Consider the following 18,830-nt stretch of genomic DNA (forward strand, 5'->3'; position numbering starts at 1 on the left):
TTACCGGCCGGCTACGAGTTCGTCGGCGCTTCCTCGGTCAGGCGCACCGTGCTGAGGATCTTCTGCACGGTCTCGTCCGAGATCTCGTCCTTGACGCCCTTGGCCCCGTACAGGTTCCAGGTGACGTAGTCACCCGCGCCGTTCTTGAACGCGAACGTGATCGCCTTGCCGTCGCTCTCGCACTTGCCCTTCTGCGGGGTGTCCTCCGAGTGCGCCATGGCGACGTGGCCCTTGATGCCCGACTTCGTGGTGTACGCCTTCGGCTCCTCGATCTTGATGCTCTTCTTGTCGGGCTGGGTGTACCCGCCGTAGATCCACCACGGCACCCGCGTCTCGGCCGCCTCCTGCGTGGTCTTCGCGCCGTTCTCGCCGCGCGATCCGGCGGTGACGAGGGCGGTGTCCTCCTTGCGGCCGTCCTTGTCGCTGTCGGTGGTGCACCACTTGGACTTCAGATAGGCCGGGGCGGTGACGGTGGTCCGGCCCATCTCACCGTCCTTCTCCTCCCACTCGAAGCCCACGCTCGTGCCGGGCTTCTCGATCTCCCAGTCGCCGGGGACGTCGAACTTGGTGCCGAAGCGCGTGTTGACGACGACCTGCCAGCCGTCGATGGTCGCCTTCTCCTCCTCGCCGCCGCGCGGGTTGCCGCTCGTCGCGGAGGCGGTCGGCTCGGCGGAGGTCTCCTTGGGCGCGGTCGCGCTCGGCTTGGCGTCCTTCTTGCCCTCGGCCTCGTCGTTCTCGTCACCGCCGAGCACCAGGAAGCCGGTGACCCCCGCCGCCACGACCACGGCCGTGGCCGCCACGACGGCCACCAGCTTGGTCCGGTTCCCGCCGCCCCCGCCCTGCGGCGGCTGCGGCATGCCGGCCGTCGCCGGACCGCTCCACTGCGACTGCTGCTGATACGGGTTCGGCTGCTGATAGCCGGGCTGCTGGTACGGATTCGGCTGCTGGTACCCCGGCTGCTGGTACGGATTGTTCGACTGCGGGTTCTGCTCGCCCCCGGGCGGCTGCTGTCCTGGCCACATGGCCAGCCACCCTAACCGCGCCCGGGACACGATTGGGTCACCGCATCTTGACGGGGACGTAGCAACTTGGAGCCCCGGCGGCATGGCGTCCACGAGCTACTCACGGGTAACATGCGGGCATGAGCGCAGACCAGATGTCCGTCGGCGAGATGCTCGCCGCCACGGTGCCCATGGCCCGAACCCTCGGTCTCCAGTTCCTGGAGACCACACCCGAGCGTGCCGTGGTGGCCCTGCCCGACCAGGCCGGCTACCACAACCACGTGGGAGGCCCGCACGCCGGGGCCATGTTCACCCTCGGTGAGTCCGCGAGCGGCGCGATCGTGCTCGCCGCGTTCGGGGACCAGCTCGCCCGCGCGGTGCCGCTGGCGGTCCGTGCCGAGATCGCCTACAAGAAGCTGGCGATGGGCCCGGTGACCGCCACCGCGACCCTCGGCCGCCCGGCCGCAGAGGTCGTGGCGGAACTGGACGAGGGCCACCGCCCGGAGTTCCCCGTGTCGGTCGCCATCCGCCGCGAGGACGGCGCGGTGACCGGCGAGATGACCGTCGTGTGGACCCTGCGCCCCAACAGCTGACGCCGGCCTCCACGGCTCACAGGGTCGCGCCGGCGCCGTACGGACCGTAGATGTCCAGCAGCCGGACCCGGGTGGCGTGCAGCCGGTGGGCCACCACGGCGCCGACCCACTGCGCAAGATCCCGGCCGACTTCGGCGTCCTCCTGGCACAGGGCGAGGACGGCCGGGGCGTCGAACTCGTACGCCCGCACCGGAGTCGCCGCCTCGGCGCCCAGGTGCCACACATGCGGGGAGAAGAGCCACGACCAGCCGACGAGCTCGTTGTGCCCGAGGCGTTCGATGACGGCGGCCCGGCGTCCGGGCACCCGCATGTCGAGTTCGACGGTGCCGGTACGGATCACCCAGAACCGGTCCGCCTGGCCGCCCTCCTCGAACAACCGGGCGCCCTGCGGGAAGGACACCTCACGGGCGGTCCGCATGAGCCTCGCCCGGTGCCCGGCGGGCAGCGCGCGCGGCATGCTGGGGGACGGGGGAGCGAACATGGCGGGCCTCCCGGGCGGGACGAGGTACGGCCGTTGCCCCGTCAGCGTCCCGCTGCGCACCGCCCGGCCCCAGGGCCGTACGGCCCCAAGCACGCGGCGTTCGGCCCTTGTCCGCACCGGCCCCGTTCCTCGGGGCCCTTCGGCGCGGGGCCGGGACCTGTGGCCCCTGGGACCGGCTCCGGTGCGCGGGCGAGACTCGTGATGATCGTCCACTGTTGTGATCGTCCAACGGCCGGAGGCGCACACCATGACCCGCACCATCACAGTCGGACTGGACGGCTCCGCCGAGAGCCGGGCCGCCGCCGAGTGGGCGGCCCGCGAAGCACTGCTGCGCGGCCTGCCGCTGCGGCTGCTCCACGTCAGGCGGCCGGTACCGGGGCCCGCGCCCGAGCCGTCCCCGCCCGGTGACGGGACGCCCTGGAGCGACCGCATGCTGCGGGAGACCGCCGAGGGACTGCGGCTGCGCCACCCCGGTGCCGAGATCACGCACGAGCGTGTCGACGGCATGCCGTACGAGGTGCTGACCGAGGCTGCGCGGGACGCCGAACTGCTGGCGCTCGGTTCCCGGGGGCTCGGCCGCGTCGGCGGATTCCTGGTCGGCTCGGTCGGGCTCGTCGTCGTGGCCCACGCCGAGCGGCCCGTCGTCCTGGTCCGGGCCGGCGAACAGGCGGCCGACGAGCACGAACCCGACCCCGCGGGCATCCCGTCCGCCGCCACGCCCTACCGGCCCGTGCTGCTCGGCGTGGACGTGGAGCGGCCCCACGCGTCGGTGCTCGAGTTCGCCTTCGCCGAGGCGGCACGGCGGGAAACCGCGCTGCGCGCCCTCCACGGCTGGGTGCTGCCCCCGTACTACGCCTACGGCCTCGCCGCCGCGCCCGAGGAGTACACCGGCATCGCCGGGGACGAGGCCGGGCGGCTGACGCAGGTGCTCGCCCCCTGGCGTGAGAAGTTCCCGCAGGTGGAGGTCGTCGAGGAGCCCTTCGGCGGCAGCCCGTCGGTCCGCCTGGTCGAGGCGTCCGCCGAGTCCTCGCTGGTGGTCGTGGGCCGCCGTGGCCGCCGCAGCCCGCTCGGCGCGCACATCGGGCCCGTCACGCACGCGGTGATCCACCACTCGTCCGCGCCGGTCGCCGTCGTCGCACACGACTGAGCCCGCCCCGGCCCGCTGTCCACGGGAGCCGCCCGCGCCCGGACCGTACCGGATTGAGCCACCTGGCCCGACACGCCGTGCGAGGGGCATCGGCCCCCGGGAAACTGGTACCCCGCTCCCGAGGCCCGTCCGGGGCGCGGGCCCCCGCCCGCGCCCGCCGCCACCCGACCACCCAGGCCGACCACTCACGGAGTCATCCATGCCTGAGGACCAGGACACCCGGACCGTACTGAGCGACGAGGAACTGCGCACGCTGGACGCCCACTGGCGCGCCGCCAACTACCTGGCGGCGGGCCAGATCTACCTGCTGGCCAACCCGCTGCTCACCGAGCCCCTCCGGCCCGAGCACATCAAACCCCGGCTGCTCGGGCACTGGGGCACCTCGCCCGGCCTGAATCTGGTGTACACCCACCTCAACCGGGTGATCGCGGCCCGGGACCTGGACGCGCTGTGCATCTGGGGGCCGGGGCACGGCGGGCCCTCCGTGCTGGCCAACTCCTGGCTGGAGGGCAGCTACAGCGAGACCTACCCGGACGTCGGCCGGGACGCGGCGGGCATGGAGCGGCTGTTCCGCCAGTTCTCCTTCCCCGGCGGTGTGCCCAGCCACGTCGCCCCCGAGGTCCCCGGCTCCGTGCACGAGGGCGGCGAACTGGGCTACTCCCTCGCCCACGCCTACGGCGCCGCCCTGGACAACCCCGGCCTGCTGGTCGCCTGCGTGATCGGCGACGGGGAGGCGGAGACCGGACCGCTGGCCGCGTCCTGGCACTCCAACAAGTTCCTCGACCCGGTCCACGACGGCGCCGTGCTGCCGATCCTGCACCTCAACGGCTACAAGATCGCCAACCCGACCGTCCTGGCCCGCCTGCCCGAGGCCGAACTCGACGCACTGCTGCGCGGCTACGGCCATGAACCCCTCCACGTGAGCGGCGGCGACCCCGCCGCCGTCCACCGCGCCCTGGCCGGGGCCATGGACACCGCCCTGGACCGCATCGCCGAGGCGCAGCGCGCCGCCCGCGAGGACGGCGCGGCCGAGCGTCCTCGCTGGCCCGTGATCGTGCTGCGCACCCCGAAGGGCTGGACCGGCCCCGCCGAGGTGGACGGCCGGCCCGTCGAGGGAACCTGGCGCTCCCACCAGGTGCCGCTGCCCGGCGTGCGTGACGACCCGGGCCACCTGCGGCAGCTCGAGGATTGGCTGAAGTCGTACCGGCCCGAGGAGCTGTTCGACGAGGCGGGCCGGCCCGTCCCGGACGTGCTCGCCTGCGTTCCCGAAGGCGCCCGACGCCTCGGCGCCACGCCGCATGCCAACGGCGGAGTGCTGGTGCGCGACCTGCCCATGCCCTCCCTCGACGACTTCGCCGTCCCCGTCGACAAGCCCGGCACGACGCTCCACGAGCCCACCCGGATCCTCGGCGACCTCCTCGAACAGGTCATGCGGAACACCGCGGACCGGCGGGACTTCCGGCTCGTCGGCCCCGACGAGACCGCCTCCAACCGGCTCCAGGCCGTCTACGGCGCCAGCGGCAAGGCCTGGCAGGCCGCCACCCTCCCGGTCGACGAACACCTCGACCGGCACGGCAGGGTGATGGAGGTCCTCTCCGAACACCTCTGCCAGGGCTGGCTGGAGGGCTACCTCCTCACCGGCCGGCACGGGTTCTTCTCCTGCTACGAGGCGTTCGTGCACATCGTCGACTCGATGGTCAACCAGCACATCAAGTGGCTCAAGACCTCCCGGGAACTGACCTGGCGCGCCCCCATCGCCTCCCTCAACTACCTGCTCACCTCGCACGTGTGGCGCCAGGACCACAACGGCTTCTCCCACCAGGACCCCGGCTTCGTCGACCACGTGCTCAACAAGAGCCCCCAAGCCGTACGGGTCTACCTCCCGCCGGACGCCAACACCCTGCTGTCCGTCGCGGACCACGTCCTGCGCAGCCGCGACTACGTCAACGTGATCGTGGCGGGCAAGCAGCCCTGCTACGACTGGCTGTCGATCGACGAGGCGCGCGTCCACTGCGCGCGGGGCGCCGGGATCTGGGAGTGGGCCGGCACCGAGAACGGCCGCGAACCCGACGTGGTGCTCGCCTGCGCCGGGGACGTGCCGACCCAGGAGGTGCTGGCCGCCGCGCAGCTGCTGCGCCGCCATCTGCCGGAACTGGCGGTCCGCGTGGTGAACGTCGTCGACATCGCCCGGCTGATGCCCCACGGGGAGCACCCGCACGGCATGACCGACTTCGAGTACGACGGCCTGTTCACCGCCGACAAGCCGGTGATCTTCGCCTACCACGGCTATCCCTGGCTCATCCACCGCCTCGCCTACCGCCGCAACGGCCACCACCACCTGCATGTGCGGGGCTACAAGGAGTCCGGTACCACGACCACGCCGTTCGACATGGTCGTCCGCAACGATCTCGACCGCTACCGGCTGGTGATGGACGTCATCGACCGGGTCCCGGGGCTGGCCGTACGGTCGGCCGCCCTGCGCCAGCGGATGGCCGACGCACGCACCAGGCACCACGCGTGGATCCGCGAACACGGCACCGACCTGCCCGAAGTCGCGGAGTGGAGCTGGAACGCCTGAGGACGGGGCAGCCGCCGTGAACCGGTAGGCTTCCCGACCGCGACCCCGGGGTCCGGGTGCACGGACACGGGACCGGCGACGGAAGGAAACGGCGTTGCACGTGCAGGAGTGGCTCGAGACCGTACCCGCGGTCGCCGTGTACGCGCTGGTGGGTGTGGTCATCGGGCTGGAGAGCCTGGGCATCCCGCTGCCGGGGGAGATCATCCTGGTCTCCTCCGCGCTGCTCGCCTCCCAGCACGGCGACCTCGACCCGGTGCTTCTCGGTGCCTGCGCCACCGTCGGCGCGATCGTCGGCGACTCGATCGGCTACGCCATCGGCCGCAAGGGCGGACGGCCGCTGCTGGCCCGGCTGGGCGCGAAGTTCCCCCGGCACTTCGGTGAGGGCCACATCGCGGCCGCCGAGCGGTCCTTCCAGAAGTGGGGCATGTGGGCGGTCTTCTTCGGCCGCTTCATCGCCCTGCTGCGCATCTTCGCCGGCCCGCTCGCCGGCGTGCTGAGGATGCCGTACTGGAAGTTCCTCACCGCCAACGTCCTCGGCGGCATCGTGTGGGCGGGCGGCACCACCGCCGTCATCTACTACGTCGGCATCGTCGCCGAGTCCTGGCTGAAGCGCTTCTCGTGGCTGGGCCTGGTGCTGGCGGTACTGATCGGCATCACATCGATGCTGGTACTGAAGCGCAAGGCGAAGAAGGCAGCACCCGAGCCTGCCGTCGCGGGCGAGTAGCGGCGCCCCGGAGGGGCGCGGGGAACTGCGCGGCCGGCCCCGGACGGCCGTGCAGTCCGCCGACAACCCCTACGCGCCGTGTTCGTCCCGGTGCACCTTCGCCAGCTCCGCGTACATCGTGCCGTTGAGCGTGAGCCCCTCACGCTCCTCGGCGCTGAGCTCCCGCCGCACCTTCGCCGGCACACCCGCCACCAGCGACCCGGGCGGCACCCGCATGCCCTGCGGCACCAGCGCCTGCGCGGCCACGAGCGACCCCGCGCCGATCACCGCGCCGTTCAGCACCGTCGCCCCCATGCCGATCAGGCAGTCGTCCTCGACGGTCGCCCCGTGCACCACGGCGTTGTGGCCGACGGAGACCCGCTCGCCCACGCTCACCGGGAACCCGGGATCGGCGTGCAGCGTGCAGTTGTCCTGCACGTTGCTGTCCGCGCCCACGGAGATCCGCTCCACGTCCCCGCGCAGCACCGCCCCGTACCAGACGCTCGTGCCCGCGTGCAGCGTCACGTCCCCGATCACCGAGGCCGTGGGCGCCACGAACGCCTCGGGGTCCACCTGCGGCTCCTTGCCGCCGACGCCGCTGATCAGTGCCTGGTGCGTCATCGTCGCCTCCTCGTCGGATGAATGAGGGAACCGTACGCCAACCCGGTGGGGTGAAGATCACAGGGGCGGCGGCCCGACGCCGCGACGCGCGCCGACTACGGTGAACCCCGTGCCGCAGCGCAAGAACACGTTCTCGTCCTGGCCGCGCCGCCTCGCTCAGCGGGCGGTCCACGCGGGCTGGGCCTGGGTGCAGCGCACGGGCTCGGTGACCGCCGAGCACCCCGGCCGCTTCCGCTTCGGCTCGATCGGCGAGGGCACCCGCCTCGCCTTCCCGCTGGGCACGGTGTTCGGCGAACCGTGGATCCGGCTCGGCGCGCACTGCATCGTCGGCGAGCAGGTCACCCTCACCGCGGGCCTGATGCCCGGCCTCGACCTGGGCCCCGAGCCGATCCTGCGCATCGGGGACGGGGTGGTCCTGGGCCGCGGCAGCCACGTCATCGCCGACACGACCGTCACCATCGGCAGCGACTGCTACTTCGGGCCCTACGTCTACATCACCTCGACCAACCACTCCTACGACGATCCGCACAAGCCCATCGGCAAGCAGTGGCCGCGGATGGAGCCGGTGGAGATCGGCACGGGCTGCTGGATCGGCACCGGCGCGGTGATCCTGCCGGGAGCGCGCATCGGACGGAACGTGGTGGTGGCCGCGGGGGCGGTGGTCCGGGGCACGGTGCCCGACCACGCCGTGGTCGCGGGGGCCCCGGCCCGCGTCGTACGCCGCTGGACCCCCGCCGACGGCTGGCAGCCGCCGCTGCGCACACCGGCGCCCGTGCCGATCCCGGAGGGCGTCACCCCGGAGCAGTTGCTGGCGCTGTCGTCGCTGGACGAGGAGAGCGCGGCGCGGCTCGCCGAACTGGACGGGGAGAGCGCGGCGCGGCTCGCGGAACTGGACGGGGAACGCCCGGACCGGCTCGCGGAACTGGAGCCCGGGAGCTGAGCCGGCTCACCCCGTGGCCAGCAGCACCGACCCCACCAGGGCGAGTCCCGCCCCGGCCGCCTGCACCGCGCGCAGCCGCTCGCTGAGCAGTCCCCGGGCGGCCACGGCGGTGACCACCGGGTAGAGCGAGGCCAGCACCGCGGCCACCGTGACCGGTCCGCTCTGCGCGGCGATCGAGTACGTGCCGTTGGCCGCCACGTCGGCGAGACCGACGAACGCGAGCGCCGGCAGCGAACGCCGGGGGAGCCCGCCCGGGGGCAGGGCGGCCTCGCCCCGCCGCACCGCGATCCCGAGGGCGAGTCCGCCCGCCGCCACATTGGTGACCCGCTGCACGAACAGGGCGAGGAACAGGCCGGTGAGGGTCGTCGACGCCTCGGCGATCAGGGCCATCACCGCGCCGAAGCCGAACGCCGCCAGCAGCGTGAGCAGAACGGCCTGCCGCTGCACCGGGGCGCCCCGGAACTGCGGTCCGCCGGCCAGGACGACACCGGCCACGGCGACCACGATGCCCGCGAACTGGAGCACTCCGGGCCGCTCGCCCAGCACCAGACCCACCCCGACCGGGACGGCCACACCGATCGAGCCCAGCGGGGAGACGACCCCCATCGGTCCCAGGGCGAGCGCCTTGTAGAAGGCCAGCATCGCCACCGGTCCGACCAGCCCGGCGGCCACGGCGAACCACAGCCGCCCGTCGGCCTCGCTCCAGGCGCCCGTCGCGACGACGACCACGCCGAGCACGGCCACCGCGATCGACTGCGAGACCACGACCACGGTGAGCGCGGGGGTGCGCCGGGTCAGCAGGCCGCCGCCGAAGTCGGCCAGCCCCCACAACAGGCTGGTGGCCAGGGCGAAAAGTGCTGTCACGGCGGACCTCGCAGTACAGTGCGGTGAACAATCGGGTGCACCACACCGTAGTCGAATGCAGTGAACTGATCCATCCAAAATATTGAACGTGACGGAACGGAACGGACGGAATGTGTCGGACCTCGACCTGCTGACCCAGTCCCTGGCGCGCAACGTCAAGCGCTGGCGCGCCGAACGCGGCTTCACCCTGGACGCGCTCGCGGCGCGGGCGGGCGTCAGCCGCGGCATGCTCATCCAGATCGAACAGGCCCGCACCAACCCGAGCATCGGCACGGTCGTCAAGATCGCCGACGCGCTCGGTGTCAGCATCACCACGCTGCTCGACTACGAGCGCGGCCCCCAGGTCCGGATCGTCCCCGCCGACCAGACGGTGCGGCTGTGGCACACCGAGGGTGGCAGCTACAACCGGCTGCTCGCCGGTGCCGAGGCGCCCGGCCCGCTGGAGATGTGGGAGTGGCGGCTCATGCCCGGCGAGAGCAGCGACTCCGACCCGCACCCGGCTGGCACGGTCGAACTCGTCCACGTCACCGCCGGGGAGCTGACGCTCACCGTCGACGGCGCCGAGCACCGGGTACCCACCGGTGCCAGCGCCTCCTTCGAGGCCAACCTGCCCCACACGTACGGCAATCAGGGCGAGGTCCCGATGGAGATGATCATGACGGTCTCGGTGCCGCCCGTGCACTGAAACAGCCCTTCGACGGCCGTCGGGCGGCTGTTACGGTGCGGCCATGCGCGCACCCATCGGAGACTTCGACCACGCCACACCCACGCCCGACTGCCTCGACGGGCTCACCGCGCCGGTGGCCACCGCGATCCGCGCCTGGAGCGGCAGCGTCCCCGCCGACCGGATCCTCTACGTGGAGACCGACCCGCGCTGGGCCGACACCGCGGTCTTCGTCGAGCACTACGGCCGGGACCTGCTGGAGCGGTCGGCGAACTGCGTGGTCGTCTCGGGCAGGCGGGGCGGCGCCACCACGCTCGCCGCGTGCGTCGTGCTGTCCACCACCCGGCTCGACGTCAACGGTATGGTCCGCCGCCACCTCGGGGCCCGCAAGGCCTCCTTCGCCCCCATGGACACGGCCACGGGCGGGACCGGCATGGAGTACGGCGGCATCACCCCCATCGGGCTGCCGGAGGGCTGGCCGGTCCTGGTCGACGCCGCCGTGGTGGACCTGCCGTACGTGCTCGTCGGCAGCGGGCGGCGGCGCGGCAAGCTGCTGGTTCCGGGCAAGGCGTTCGCGGAGCTGCCCGGAGCGGTCGTCCTGGAGGGACTGGGCGTGGCCTGACGCCCGGGACGCCCTCGTCTCAGCCCGGCCCCGCCAGGTGGTGGGCCAGCGGCAGATGCGGGTCCGCCGCACCCGGCACCGGTTCCGGATCGGCGTGCACCAGCGCCGCGGTGAGCCGGGGCACCGCGTGCAGCAGCGCGTGCTCGGCGTCGACGGCGATGCCATGCGCCTCGCGCACCGTGGCCTCGCCGTCCACCACGACCGCCACCTCCGCGCGCAGCCGGTGACCGATCCAGCGCAGCCGCAGCTCGCCCACCGCGCGCACCCCGGGCACCTCCGTCAGCGCCCGCTCCGCCCGGTCCACCAGCGCCGGGTCCACGGCGTCCAGCACCCGCCTGAACACCTCCCGCGCGGCGTCCCGCAGGACCAGCACGATCGCCGCCGTGATCGCGAGCCCCACCACCGGGTCCGCGTACCGCCACCCCAGGGCCGCGCCGCCGGCGCTCAGCAGCACCGCGAGGGAGGTGAATCCGTCCGTGCGGGCGTGCAGCCCGTCGGCGACCAGCGCGGCCGAGCCGATGGCGCGCCCGACGCGGATGCGGTACCTGGCCACCCACTCGTTCCCCGCGAACCCGACCAGGGCGGCGGCTGCCACCACCGGCACGTGTGCGACGGGGCGCGGGTCCAGCAGCCGGCCGACCGCCGTCCAGCCCGCGAAGGCCGCGGACGCGGCGATCGTCAGCACGATCACGAGTCCGGCCAGGTCCTCGGCCCGCCCGTAGCCGTAGGTGAAGCGGCGGGTGGCGGCGCGCCGCCCCAGCACGAAGGCGATGCCCAGCGGTACGGCGGTCAGCGCGTCGGCCGCGTTGTGCACCGTGTCGCCGAGCAGCGCCACCGAGCCCGAGACGAGCACCACGGCCGCCTGCGCCAGTGCCGTCACCCCGAGCACGGCGAGGGAGACCCACAGCGCGCGGATGCCCCGGGCCGAGGACTCCAGGGCGGGGTCGACCTTGTCGGCGGTCTCGTGGGAGTGGGGGCTGAAGCGATGGGCGAGGCGGTGCAGCCGGGAAGGCCGGTGGTGGTGGTCGTGGTCATGGTGGTGCCGGTCGGTCACGGTCGTCCCCTTCCGGAGCCGGTGGCAGGGCGGGATGGACGCGGCGGCGCCCGCGGAGTCATTATGTGCGTATGAGCGCACGCATGCACCTGTCATCTGCGCACGATGCGCATCCGCACACGCCCGGCGAGGAGCAGTTCGCGCTCGCGGCGGAGCTGCTGGCCCTCCTCGGCGACCGCACCCGGCTGACCCTGCTGCACGCCCTGAGCGGCCGCGAGGCCGACGTCACCACGCTCACCGAGGCGTGCGGGGCGGCGCGTCCGGCGGTCAGCCAGCACCTGGCGCGGCTGCGTCGGTCGGGGCTGGTGGACACCCGCAAGGAGGGCCGCCGGGTGATCTACTCCCTGCGCGACGGCCATCTGCGCAGACTGGTGGACGAGGCGCTGAACGTGGCCGACCACCGGATCGGCGACCGCCCCCCGCACGACTGACGCCAGGGCCTAGTACCGGGCCGCCGTGCCCAGGTACTGCTCGGCGAACGCGGCCGCGGCGACGGGGGAGGCGAACAGGCGGCGCAGCCGGGCGAGCGCGGTGCCCGCACGGAACGGGTCTCCCGTCGCGGCGCCGTGGTACACCTCGGACAGCCACTGGGAGAACTCCTGGTAGTCCCACACCCGCCGCAGACACTCCCGTGAGTAACCCGCCAGCCCGCTCTCGTCGTCCCGGGTGAGCCGGGCGACCAGGGCGTCCCCGAGCAGGAACGCGTCGTGCAGGGCGAGGTTCATGCCCTTGGCGGCGATCGGCGCGACCAGATGCGCCGCGTCCCCGGCCAGGAAGAGCCGGCCGAACGCCATCGGCTCGGTGACGTAGTCGTGCATGTCCAGCACGCGCTTCTCGATCAGCCGCCCCTCGGCCGGCGGAGCCGCTCCGGCCGCCGCCAGCCGGCGCCGCAGCTGCGTCCAGACGCGCTCGTGCGACCAGGTATCCGGGTCGTCGCCGGGCGGGCACTGCAGGTAGTAGCGGGTCACCTCCGGACTGCGGGGCATCTGGCCGGCGAAGCCGTCCGGGTGGCAGCCGAACAGCACGCAGTCGGCGGACGGCGGCGCCTCGGCGAGGAGGGCCAGCCAGCCGATGCCGTAGTCGTGGCGCGCGACCCTGGCCCGCTCCGGCGCGACGGACGACCTGCTCACCCCGCGGGCGCCGTCGCAGCCGGCGACGAAGTCACAGACCACGACCTCCCGCCGGCCGCTGCGGGGGCAGAGGTAGGACACCGAGGGACGGTCGCCGTCCAGGCCGCGCAGCCGTACGTCGCGCACGCCGAACCGTATGTCCCCGCCGCGCACGTCCGCGTACTCGCGCACGAGGTCCGTCACCAGCAACGGCTGCGGATACACCCAGTGGTGATGTCCCGCCAGCTCCTGGTACGAGAACCGGTAGCGCTCCCCGTCGAAACGGAACTCGCACGCGGTGTGCAGCTCGGCGCGGTCCAGCAGCTTCCCCGCCAGGCCCCGCCGCTCCAGGCCGCGCACCGCCCACTCCTCGATCACCCCCGCCCGGGGCCGGCGTTCGATGAACTCCCGGCTCCCGGTCTCCAGGACCAGACAGTCCACACCGGCCGCCCGCAGGATGTTGCCGACAGTCAGCCCGGCCGGCCCCGCGCCCACGACGACGACCGGAAAGTGCTGTGGCGCAGGGGAGTCGGGGTGGGGGGCGCTCTGCGTCATCGCGTCATTATGGCGGCACTGCACCCTCGTGGCACCGTGCCGTCGCGGCCCCGGTGAGCGGTCAGCCGAGCCGGGGTATCTCGATCGCCGGGCAGCGGTCCATCACCATGTCCAGACCCGCCGCACGAGTCCGCTCGTAGGCCGCCTCGTCGATGACGCCGAGCTGGAACCACACCGCCTTCGCGCCCTTGGCCACCGCCTCGTCCGCGACGCCGCCGGCGAGGTCGCTGTTGACGAACACATCCACGACGTCCACGTCGAACGGGATGTCCGCGAGCGAGGCGTACCCCTGCTCGCCGTGCACCGTCTCCGCCTTCGGGTGCACCGGCACCACGCGCTTGCCGAAGCGCTGCAGCACCTGCGCGACGCCGTACGCCGCGCGCTGCCGGTTCGACGACAGGCCCACCACGGCCCAGGTGTCACCGTGCTGCGTGAGAATCTTGCGGACCGTTGCCTTGTCGCCGTACACCGCCGGCCTCCCGGAGTCGTGAAAAAGCTGTCGCTCGCGACAACCGGGCGGGGCCCCCGGTGATTCCCGTGACCGCCGCAGGCCCCCGGGAGGTCCGCCGACTGTAGCGCCCGCCGCGCCGTACGGTGCGGGGAACGGCGCACGCCGACCCGAAAAGCGGGCGGGATACCTGCGTACGCCCGCTCACGCGCCTACGCTCGCCTCGTGCTGCGCATCACCGACGCCCGAACCGGCGAACCCGTGGACGCCGCCCCCGCCCGGCGGGGGCTCACCCGGGTCGAGGCCCACACCCAGGGGCTCGACCCGGCGAACCTGCGCGTGCTCCTCGTCGCCGACCTGCTCGTACGCGCCCTGGAACTCGGCGGTACGCCGGTCTGGGCGCTGCTCACCGGCGAGCGGCAGCGGGCGGAGCTGCGCGCCGCGGGCGAGGCGCTGGGCGTTCGCCCGTTCGAGGACGGCCGGGACGCGGGGACCGGCCTCGGCGAGGCACAGGTGCTGCACGTGGCCGGCGACGGCGCCGGAACGCCCGACGGGCCCTGCCTGGCCGTGGCCCCCGTGCGCTGGGAGGTACCCGGCCCGCCGGAGGCCACCGACCCCGCCGTGCTGCGTCTGGCCCTGCTCGCGCACCCCCGGCACGCACCCGTCACCCTCGGCCAGGCCGCCCTGGACGAGGCCCGCGACACCCTCGTCCGCTGGCGCCGCGCGGTCGCCGACTGGGCCCACCGCCCCTCGCGCCCCGTCCCGGACCCGGTGCGCGCGGACCTGCGCACCGCCTGGGAGGACGACTTGGACACCCCCCGCGTGCTCGGTGTGCTCCGCGCGGTGGAGGCCGACCCGGAACTGCCGGACGGCGCCCGCTTCGAGACGTACGCCTACGCCGACCGGCTGCTCGGCCTCGACCTCACCCGCGACCTGGGATCCCCGGCATGATCGAGCGCGCCGGCGCCGGCCCCCTGCGCCGTCTGGTGGTCCTGCGCCACGCCAAGTCCGCCCGCCCGGAAGGCGTTACGGACCACGAACGGCCCCTCGCCCCGCGCGGCGTCCGGGACGCGCCGGTCGCCGGACGGGTGCTCGCCGACGCCGGCACCCTGCCCGGGCTCGCGCTGTGCTCCACCGCGGTGCGCGCCCGCCGCACCTGGGAACTGGCCGCCGCCCTCTGGGGCACACCCCCGCCGGTCCGGTACGACCCGCGCCTGTACCACGCCGACGTCCCCGAGCTGCTGGACGTGATCCACGAGGCGCCGGCCCGGGTCGCGACGCTGCTCCTGGTCGGACACAACCCGGGACTCGAGGACCTCGTCCTGACCCTGGCCTCCGACGGACTCGACGACACCCTGGACCGCGTCCGCGTGAAGTTCCCCACCTCCGCCATCGCCGTCCTGTCCTGGCGCGGCCCCCGCTGGCGCGACCTCACCCCGGGCACCGCCCTGCTCACCTCCCTGACCGTCCCCCGCGCCACCGCCCACTAGTGCCCCGACAGGCAACGTTCGCCCCGTCGCGACGCCCGGCAAACGCTCTCGCCGCACCGGCCGAAAGCCCAAGTACGTCCAGTACGAGGACTTCCGGCCAGCACGCCGAGAGCACGCACCGGACGCCGCTCCTTGACGGGCAAACGTTGCCTGCCGCGGCACTAGCCCCGGCAGCACGCCCGCGCGGCGGCGCATAGGCTGGCCGGATGCAGGACGAGTACCGCACCGTCGCCCGCGCGGGTGTGCACGAGACCGAGGTCAACCGCTCCCGCTTCCTGTGCGCCCTCGCCCCGGCGGGCAGCGAGCGGGAGGCGCAGGAGTTCATCGCCGCCGTCCGTAAGGAGCACGGCGACGCCACCCACAACTGCTGGGCCTACGTCATCGGCGCCGACGCCTCGGTCCAGAAGGCGAGCGACGATGGTGAACCCGGCGGCACCGCCGGCGTCCCCATGCTGCAGATGCTCCTGCGGCGTGACATGCGGTACGTCGTCGCCGTCGTCACGCGCTACTTCGGCGGCGTCAAACTCGGCGCGGGCGGCCTGATCCGCGCCTATGGGGGCGCCGTCGGCGAGGCCCTGGACGCCGTCGGCACCCTCACCCGGCGCCGCTTCCGGCTGGTCACCGTGACCGTCGACCACCAGCGGGCCGGCAAGGTCGAGAACGACCTGCGCGCCACCGGACGCGACGTGCGCGAGGTGCACTACGGCGAGAAGGTCACCATCCGGATCGGCCTCCCGGACGCCGATGTGCCCGCCTTCCGCGCCTGGCTCGCCGACGTCACCGCGGGGGCGGCCGGATTCGAGCTCGGCGGGGAGGCGTACGGCGACGCCTGACCCCGCTCGCGGAGGCGTCAGCGGGCCATCTCCTCGTGGTACAGGACGCGCATGCGGCTGCGGGCCCGGGTGAAGGCGCTCTCGGCCGACTTGTAGGTGATCTCCAGGGCGTTCGCCGTCTCGGCGGTGCTCAGACCGCGAGCCCGGGACAGCAGCACGTCGCGCTCGCGTTCGCCGAGGCCGGTCATCTGGGTCAGCAGCCAGGCACCCGCGGCCCGTTCGCAGACCCGGTGCTCGACCTCCGAGCCGGTGTCCGGGCGGGAGGTGCGCAGCACCTGGACCCGGTGGGCCAGCCGGCGGTCGCGCTGGGTGCCGCGCTGATGGTCCACGCACAGGCGCAGCGTGATGGTGGTGAGCAGCGCGGCGACCCGGGACTCGTCCAGTGCGTCGTACGTCACCGCCCGGATCATCGCCTCCTGGACGCAGTCCTCGGCGTCCGTGGTGCGGCCCAGCCGGCTCGTGGCCAGCCGGAGCAGGCGCTCGCGCTCGGCCAGTACCAGATTCCAGCGGCGCCGGAGCCTTTCCTTCTCCGTGCAGGGGTGGGACAGAGCGTGCGTCACATCATCTCCCGCGTACGAGGTGGTTGTCGCAGCGCTCACACTCGACGGGCTCGGTGCGGGAAACCTTGACGGATGCATTCGGCGGCCGGGCCGGCTGCGGGTACCGTTCAGGGAAAATAGAGAAATGCCACATCGCCACGGGCTTCATTCACGAGCACGAAGCCGGTTGTATCGGTGGCACATAGATCCGAACCAGCGCGCACACGGGGGAGTGGGCAAGCGTGGTCCTTGTTCAGTTGTTGGGGCCTGTGGAGTACCGGGCCGACACGGAAAAGCACATCGATTTAGGTCAGGCCAAGCAGCGCTGCATCTTCGCGATGCTCGCGGTGAGCGCGAATGAAGTCGTCATGCCCGACGAGCTGATCGACTGGACATGGGGGGCCGAACCCCCGCAGTCGGCGCGGAACATGGTGCACTCCTATATATCGCGGCTGCGCGGTGTCCTGGAGAACACCGGAAGCGGACCGGGGACCACACTGCGCCGACGGCACGGCGGGTACGTGCTGGAGGTCGAGGCCGACGCGGTCGACCTGCACCGCTTCCGCCGGACCGTGGCCAGGGCCCGGGCCGCGGGGGCGGACACCCGCACCGCCGTGCGGCTGTTCCGCGAGGCGCTCGGCGTCTGGCGCGGCAGGCCCCTCGGCGGGATCGCGGGGGAGTGGGCCGAGCGGACCCGGCGGCTGCTCGAACGGGAGCGGCTGTCGGCACTGGTGGAGTGCCACGAGGGCGAGCTGCGGCTCGGCGGCCGGGCCGAACTCCTCGACGAGCTGTACGCGCTGGCCGACCAGCACCCGGACAACGAACTGGTCATCCGCAACCTCATGACCGGGCTGCACGGACTCGGCCGCCGCGCCGAGGCCATCGAGGCGTACGAGGCGCTGCGCCGCCGGCTCGCGGACCGGCTGGGAGTGGACCCGGCCCAGCAGACCAAGGCGCTGCACGCCCGGATCCTGCGTGCCGACCCCGGTCCGGACACCTCCGGACCGTCCGTCGACGCCGCCCCGACCGTCCCGCGCCAGCTGCCGCGGGGCATCCGCTGCGTGGGGCGGGAGCAGGAACTGGCGATGTTCGACGGGTCCGTCACCGCCGCCGACGGCAGGCCGGTCATCAGGGTCATCGAAGGGCCCGCGGGCATCGGCAAGACGGCCCTGGCGGTCCAGTGGGCGCACCGGGTGGCGCACCGCTTCCCGGACGGGCAGATCTTCGTGGACCTGCACGGCAGCGGCAGCGGCGTGCGGGAGGCGTGCGCCGAGCTGGTGGCGAGCGCGTCCGCCCCGCGGGCGCGGACCGAGCCGGGCCGGCGGGCCCGCGCGGTCGTGCCGCAGCGGGAGCGGGTTCCCTCGGGGGACGACGTGCTGCGCTTCGTGCTGCGCAGCCTCGGGGTGACGGTGCCGCAGGGCGAGAGGGACACGGCGGGTTTCGCCCGGAACATCCTGAAGGACCTGCGGATCCTCGTCGTACTCGACGACCTCGCCTCGGCGGAGCAGCTGAAGGCGCTGCTGCCCGGCCCGTCCGCCGGAGCCCTCCTGGTCACCACGCGCGACGCCGGCCGCCTGGCCGGGATCGGCCCGCTGCGCACCGTGGGACTGCGCGAGCTCAGCATCCAGCAGGCCCAGCGGATGCTCTCCGGCATCCTCGGAGAGCGCCGCGTCGAGCAGGAGCCCGGGGCCGTCGCCCGGATCGTCGAGCTGTGCGGCGGCACTCCACGGGCGCTCAGCGTGGCCGCGGAACAGGCGCTGGTGCGGCCCTGGCTCCCCCTGGCCGACCTCGCGGAGGCGATGGCGGCCAGGGGGTGCTGAACGCGTCACGGGCGGTCCCGCGACGGTGCCGGGACCGTCCGCGGCGCCGCCGTGGCCGGGGAACCGCAGCGGCGCGGCGCCCCTCGCCGCGGCCACGCGTGCTCAGCGTGCGGTGGCCAGCGCGTCGAAGAGGCCGCGCAGTTCGGTGATGCCCGCGTCGAGGGCCTGCTGCTGGTCCTCGGCGCGCGCGACCGCCATCGCCGTCTCGCACAGGCCGCCGTACAGCAGGTGGGTGAGGGCGGTCACGGAGTGCGGCGCGATGTCCCCGTTCTCGGTGGCGCGCCGGACCCCCTCCTCCATCATCTTCATGCAGCCCGAGTTGATCTCGCGCATCTCCTCGGTGCCGAGCGCGCCCGGGGCGTCGAGCAGGTTGATGCGCTGGACGTCGGGTGCGAGGACCTCCACGAGGAAGGCCTTCGCACCCACGAACACCGCCTCCCAGGAATCCGGCTCCGCGTCCAGGTAGGCCTCGGCCACGATGTGGGACAGCCGCGCCTGCTCGCGCTCGTACACCGCTCTGAAGAGGTGCTGCTTGCCCGAGAAGTGGTGGTAGAGGGCGCCCTTGGTGAGGTGGGCGGCCTCCACGACGGCATCCAGCGAGGTCGCGTTGTACCCGCGTTCGGCGAACAGCGTGCGGGCGGCTCTCAGCAGTTCCTCGATGGTGCTGTCGGACCGCTCACGCTGCGTCGGACGCGTTCTCGTACGAGTCGTGGGCATGTTCACACTTCCCGAGGTCGGACCGCATTGAGCTGGCCTTCCAGGCTACAC

At 73.4% G+C, this 18,830-nt stretch carries 21 protein-coding genes; 12 read left to right on the plus strand and 9 right to left on the minus strand.

Annotation, left to right across the window (positions count from 1 at the left end; all coding sequences use genetic code 11):
- Positions 1 to 11 precede the first annotated feature (11 nt).
- Positions 12 to 1,022: a DUF8017 domain-containing protein gene (locus AC5L3C_RS32380; protein WP_493652665.1), complete on the minus strand. Its 1,011-nt coding sequence runs from the start codon at positions 1,020 to 1,022 to the stop codon at positions 12 to 14.
- A 119-nt stretch (positions 1,023 to 1,141) separates the two neighbouring features.
- Between AC5L3C_RS32380 and AC5L3C_RS32385 the strand changes: the two genes are divergently transcribed.
- Positions 1,142 to 1,594, plus strand: a complete 453-nt coding sequence (locus AC5L3C_RS32385; RefSeq protein WP_493652666.1) for a DUF4442 domain-containing protein — start codon at positions 1,142 to 1,144, stop codon at positions 1,592 to 1,594.
- 16 nt (positions 1,595 to 1,610) lie between these two features.
- On the opposite strand, the gene AC5L3C_RS32390 is transcribed toward AC5L3C_RS32385, so the two are convergent.
- Positions 1,611 to 2,075 carry a cyclic nucleotide-binding domain-containing protein gene (locus AC5L3C_RS32390; protein ID WP_493652667.1) on the minus strand — a complete coding sequence of 155 codons (465 nt, stop codon included), beginning with the start codon at positions 2,073 to 2,075 and terminating at the stop codon, positions 1,611 to 1,613.
- A gap of 247 nt (positions 2,076 to 2,322) precedes the next feature.
- On the opposite strand from AC5L3C_RS32390, the gene AC5L3C_RS32395 reads away from it, so the two are divergent.
- The 3 genes from AC5L3C_RS32395 (at position 2,323) to AC5L3C_RS32405 (ending at position 6,524) form a co-directional block, all read left to right on the plus strand.
- Positions 2,323 to 3,222 (plus strand): universal stress protein, encoded by a 900-nt coding sequence (locus AC5L3C_RS32395; RefSeq protein WP_493652668.1) that lies wholly within the window; start codon positions 2,323 to 2,325, stop codon positions 3,220 to 3,222.
- 199 nt (positions 3,223 to 3,421) lie between these two features.
- Positions 3,422 to 5,800 carry a phosphoketolase family protein gene (locus AC5L3C_RS32400; RefSeq protein ID WP_493652670.1) on the plus strand — a complete coding sequence of 793 codons (2,379 nt, stop codon included), beginning with the start codon at positions 3,422 to 3,424 and terminating at the stop codon, positions 5,798 to 5,800.
- Between the two features lie 94 nt (positions 5,801 to 5,894).
- Positions 5,895 to 6,524 (plus strand): DedA family protein, encoded by a 630-nt coding sequence (locus AC5L3C_RS32405; protein WP_493652672.1) that lies wholly within the window; start codon positions 5,895 to 5,897, stop codon positions 6,522 to 6,524.
- Between the two features lie 69 nt (positions 6,525 to 6,593).
- On the opposite strand, the gene AC5L3C_RS32410 is transcribed toward AC5L3C_RS32405, so the two are convergent.
- Positions 6,594 to 7,124: a gamma carbonic anhydrase family protein gene (locus AC5L3C_RS32410; RefSeq protein ID WP_493652673.1), complete on the minus strand. Its 531-nt coding sequence runs from the start codon at positions 7,122 to 7,124 to the stop codon at positions 6,594 to 6,596.
- 109 nt (positions 7,125 to 7,233) lie between these two features.
- On the opposite strand from AC5L3C_RS32410, the gene AC5L3C_RS32415 reads away from it, so the two are divergent.
- Positions 7,234 to 8,064, plus strand: coding sequence for an acyltransferase (locus AC5L3C_RS32415; protein ID WP_493652675.1), 831 nt, complete (start codon positions 7,234 to 7,236; stop codon positions 8,062 to 8,064).
- 6 nt (positions 8,065 to 8,070) lie between these two features.
- Here AC5L3C_RS32415 and AC5L3C_RS32420 read toward each other — a convergent pair whose 3' ends face one another.
- Positions 8,071 to 8,928: an EamA family transporter gene (locus AC5L3C_RS32420; RefSeq protein WP_493652676.1), complete on the minus strand. Its 858-nt coding sequence runs from the start codon at positions 8,926 to 8,928 to the stop codon at positions 8,071 to 8,073.
- Positions 8,929 to 9,040: 112 nt separating this feature from the next.
- Between AC5L3C_RS32420 and AC5L3C_RS32425 the strand changes: the two genes are divergently transcribed.
- Positions 9,041 to 9,613 (plus strand): helix-turn-helix domain-containing protein, encoded by a 573-nt coding sequence (locus AC5L3C_RS32425; RefSeq protein WP_493654117.1) that lies wholly within the window; start codon positions 9,041 to 9,043, stop codon positions 9,611 to 9,613.
- Between the two features lie 43 nt (positions 9,614 to 9,656).
- Positions 9,657 to 10,214 (plus strand): YbaK/EbsC family protein, encoded by a 558-nt coding sequence (locus AC5L3C_RS32430; RefSeq protein WP_493652678.1) that lies wholly within the window; start codon positions 9,657 to 9,659, stop codon positions 10,212 to 10,214.
- Positions 10,215 to 10,233: 19 nt separating this feature from the next.
- Here AC5L3C_RS32430 and AC5L3C_RS32435 read toward each other — a convergent pair whose 3' ends face one another.
- Complete coding sequence (locus tag AC5L3C_RS32435; protein WP_125508500.1) at positions 10,234 to 11,268, minus strand: cation diffusion facilitator family transporter; 1,035 nt, start codon at positions 11,266 to 11,268, stop codon at positions 10,234 to 10,236.
- A gap of 71 nt (positions 11,269 to 11,339) precedes the next feature.
- Here AC5L3C_RS32435 and AC5L3C_RS32440 point away from each other — a divergent pair, with 71 nt between their 5' ends.
- On the plus strand, positions 11,340 to 11,699 hold the full coding sequence (locus AC5L3C_RS32440; RefSeq protein ID WP_493652680.1) for an ArsR/SmtB family transcription factor: 360 nt from the start codon (positions 11,340 to 11,342) through the stop codon (positions 11,697 to 11,699).
- 9 nt (positions 11,700 to 11,708) lie between these two features.
- Here the strand turns inward: AC5L3C_RS32440 and AC5L3C_RS32445 are convergent, their stop codons facing one another.
- Positions 11,709 to 12,932 (minus strand): 4-hydroxybenzoate 3-monooxygenase, encoded by a 1,224-nt coding sequence (locus AC5L3C_RS32445; protein ID WP_493652681.1) that lies wholly within the window; start codon positions 12,930 to 12,932, stop codon positions 11,709 to 11,711.
- 61 nt (positions 12,933 to 12,993) lie between these two features.
- Positions 12,994 to 13,401, minus strand: a complete 408-nt coding sequence (locus tag AC5L3C_RS32450; RefSeq protein WP_493652683.1) for a CoA-binding protein — start codon at positions 13,399 to 13,401, stop codon at positions 12,994 to 12,996.
- A 204-nt stretch (positions 13,402 to 13,605) separates the two neighbouring features.
- Here AC5L3C_RS32450 and AC5L3C_RS32455 point away from each other — a divergent pair, with 204 nt between their 5' ends.
- From AC5L3C_RS32455 to AC5L3C_RS32465, 3 genes are all read left to right on the plus strand, one after another.
- Positions 13,606 to 14,331: a hypothetical protein gene (locus AC5L3C_RS32455; protein WP_493652684.1), complete on the plus strand. Its 726-nt coding sequence runs from the start codon at positions 13,606 to 13,608 to the stop codon at positions 14,329 to 14,331.
- Positions 14,328 to 14,870, plus strand: coding sequence for a SixA phosphatase family protein (locus AC5L3C_RS32460; protein ID WP_493652686.1), 543 nt, complete (start codon positions 14,328 to 14,330; stop codon positions 14,868 to 14,870). Before AC5L3C_RS32455 ends, AC5L3C_RS32460 begins: the two co-directional genes overlap by 4 nt.
- Before the next feature lie 206 nt (positions 14,871 to 15,076).
- Positions 15,077 to 15,703, plus strand: coding sequence for a YigZ family protein (locus tag AC5L3C_RS32465; RefSeq protein WP_493652687.1), 627 nt, complete (start codon positions 15,077 to 15,079; stop codon positions 15,701 to 15,703).
- A 17-nt stretch (positions 15,704 to 15,720) separates the two neighbouring features.
- On the opposite strand, the gene AC5L3C_RS32470 is transcribed toward AC5L3C_RS32465, so the two are convergent.
- Positions 15,721 to 16,263: an RNA polymerase sigma factor gene (locus AC5L3C_RS32470; protein ID WP_493652688.1), complete on the minus strand. Its 543-nt coding sequence runs from the start codon at positions 16,261 to 16,263 to the stop codon at positions 15,721 to 15,723.
- Between the two features lie 221 nt (positions 16,264 to 16,484).
- On the opposite strand from AC5L3C_RS32470, the gene AC5L3C_RS32475 reads away from it, so the two are divergent.
- Positions 16,485 to 18,062, plus strand: coding sequence for an AfsR/SARP family transcriptional regulator (locus tag AC5L3C_RS32475; RefSeq protein WP_493652689.1), 1,578 nt, complete (start codon positions 16,485 to 16,487; stop codon positions 18,060 to 18,062).
- A 102-nt stretch (positions 18,063 to 18,164) separates the two neighbouring features.
- Here AC5L3C_RS32475 and AC5L3C_RS32480 read toward each other — a convergent pair whose 3' ends face one another.
- A complete protein-coding gene (locus tag AC5L3C_RS32480; protein ID WP_125508515.1) occupies positions 18,165 to 18,779 on the minus strand; it encodes a TetR/AcrR family transcriptional regulator in 615 nt (204 codons plus the stop codon).
- Positions 18,780 to 18,830 lie beyond the last annotated feature (51 nt).

It is taken from the genome of Streptomyces speibonae (assembly GCF_984686075.1).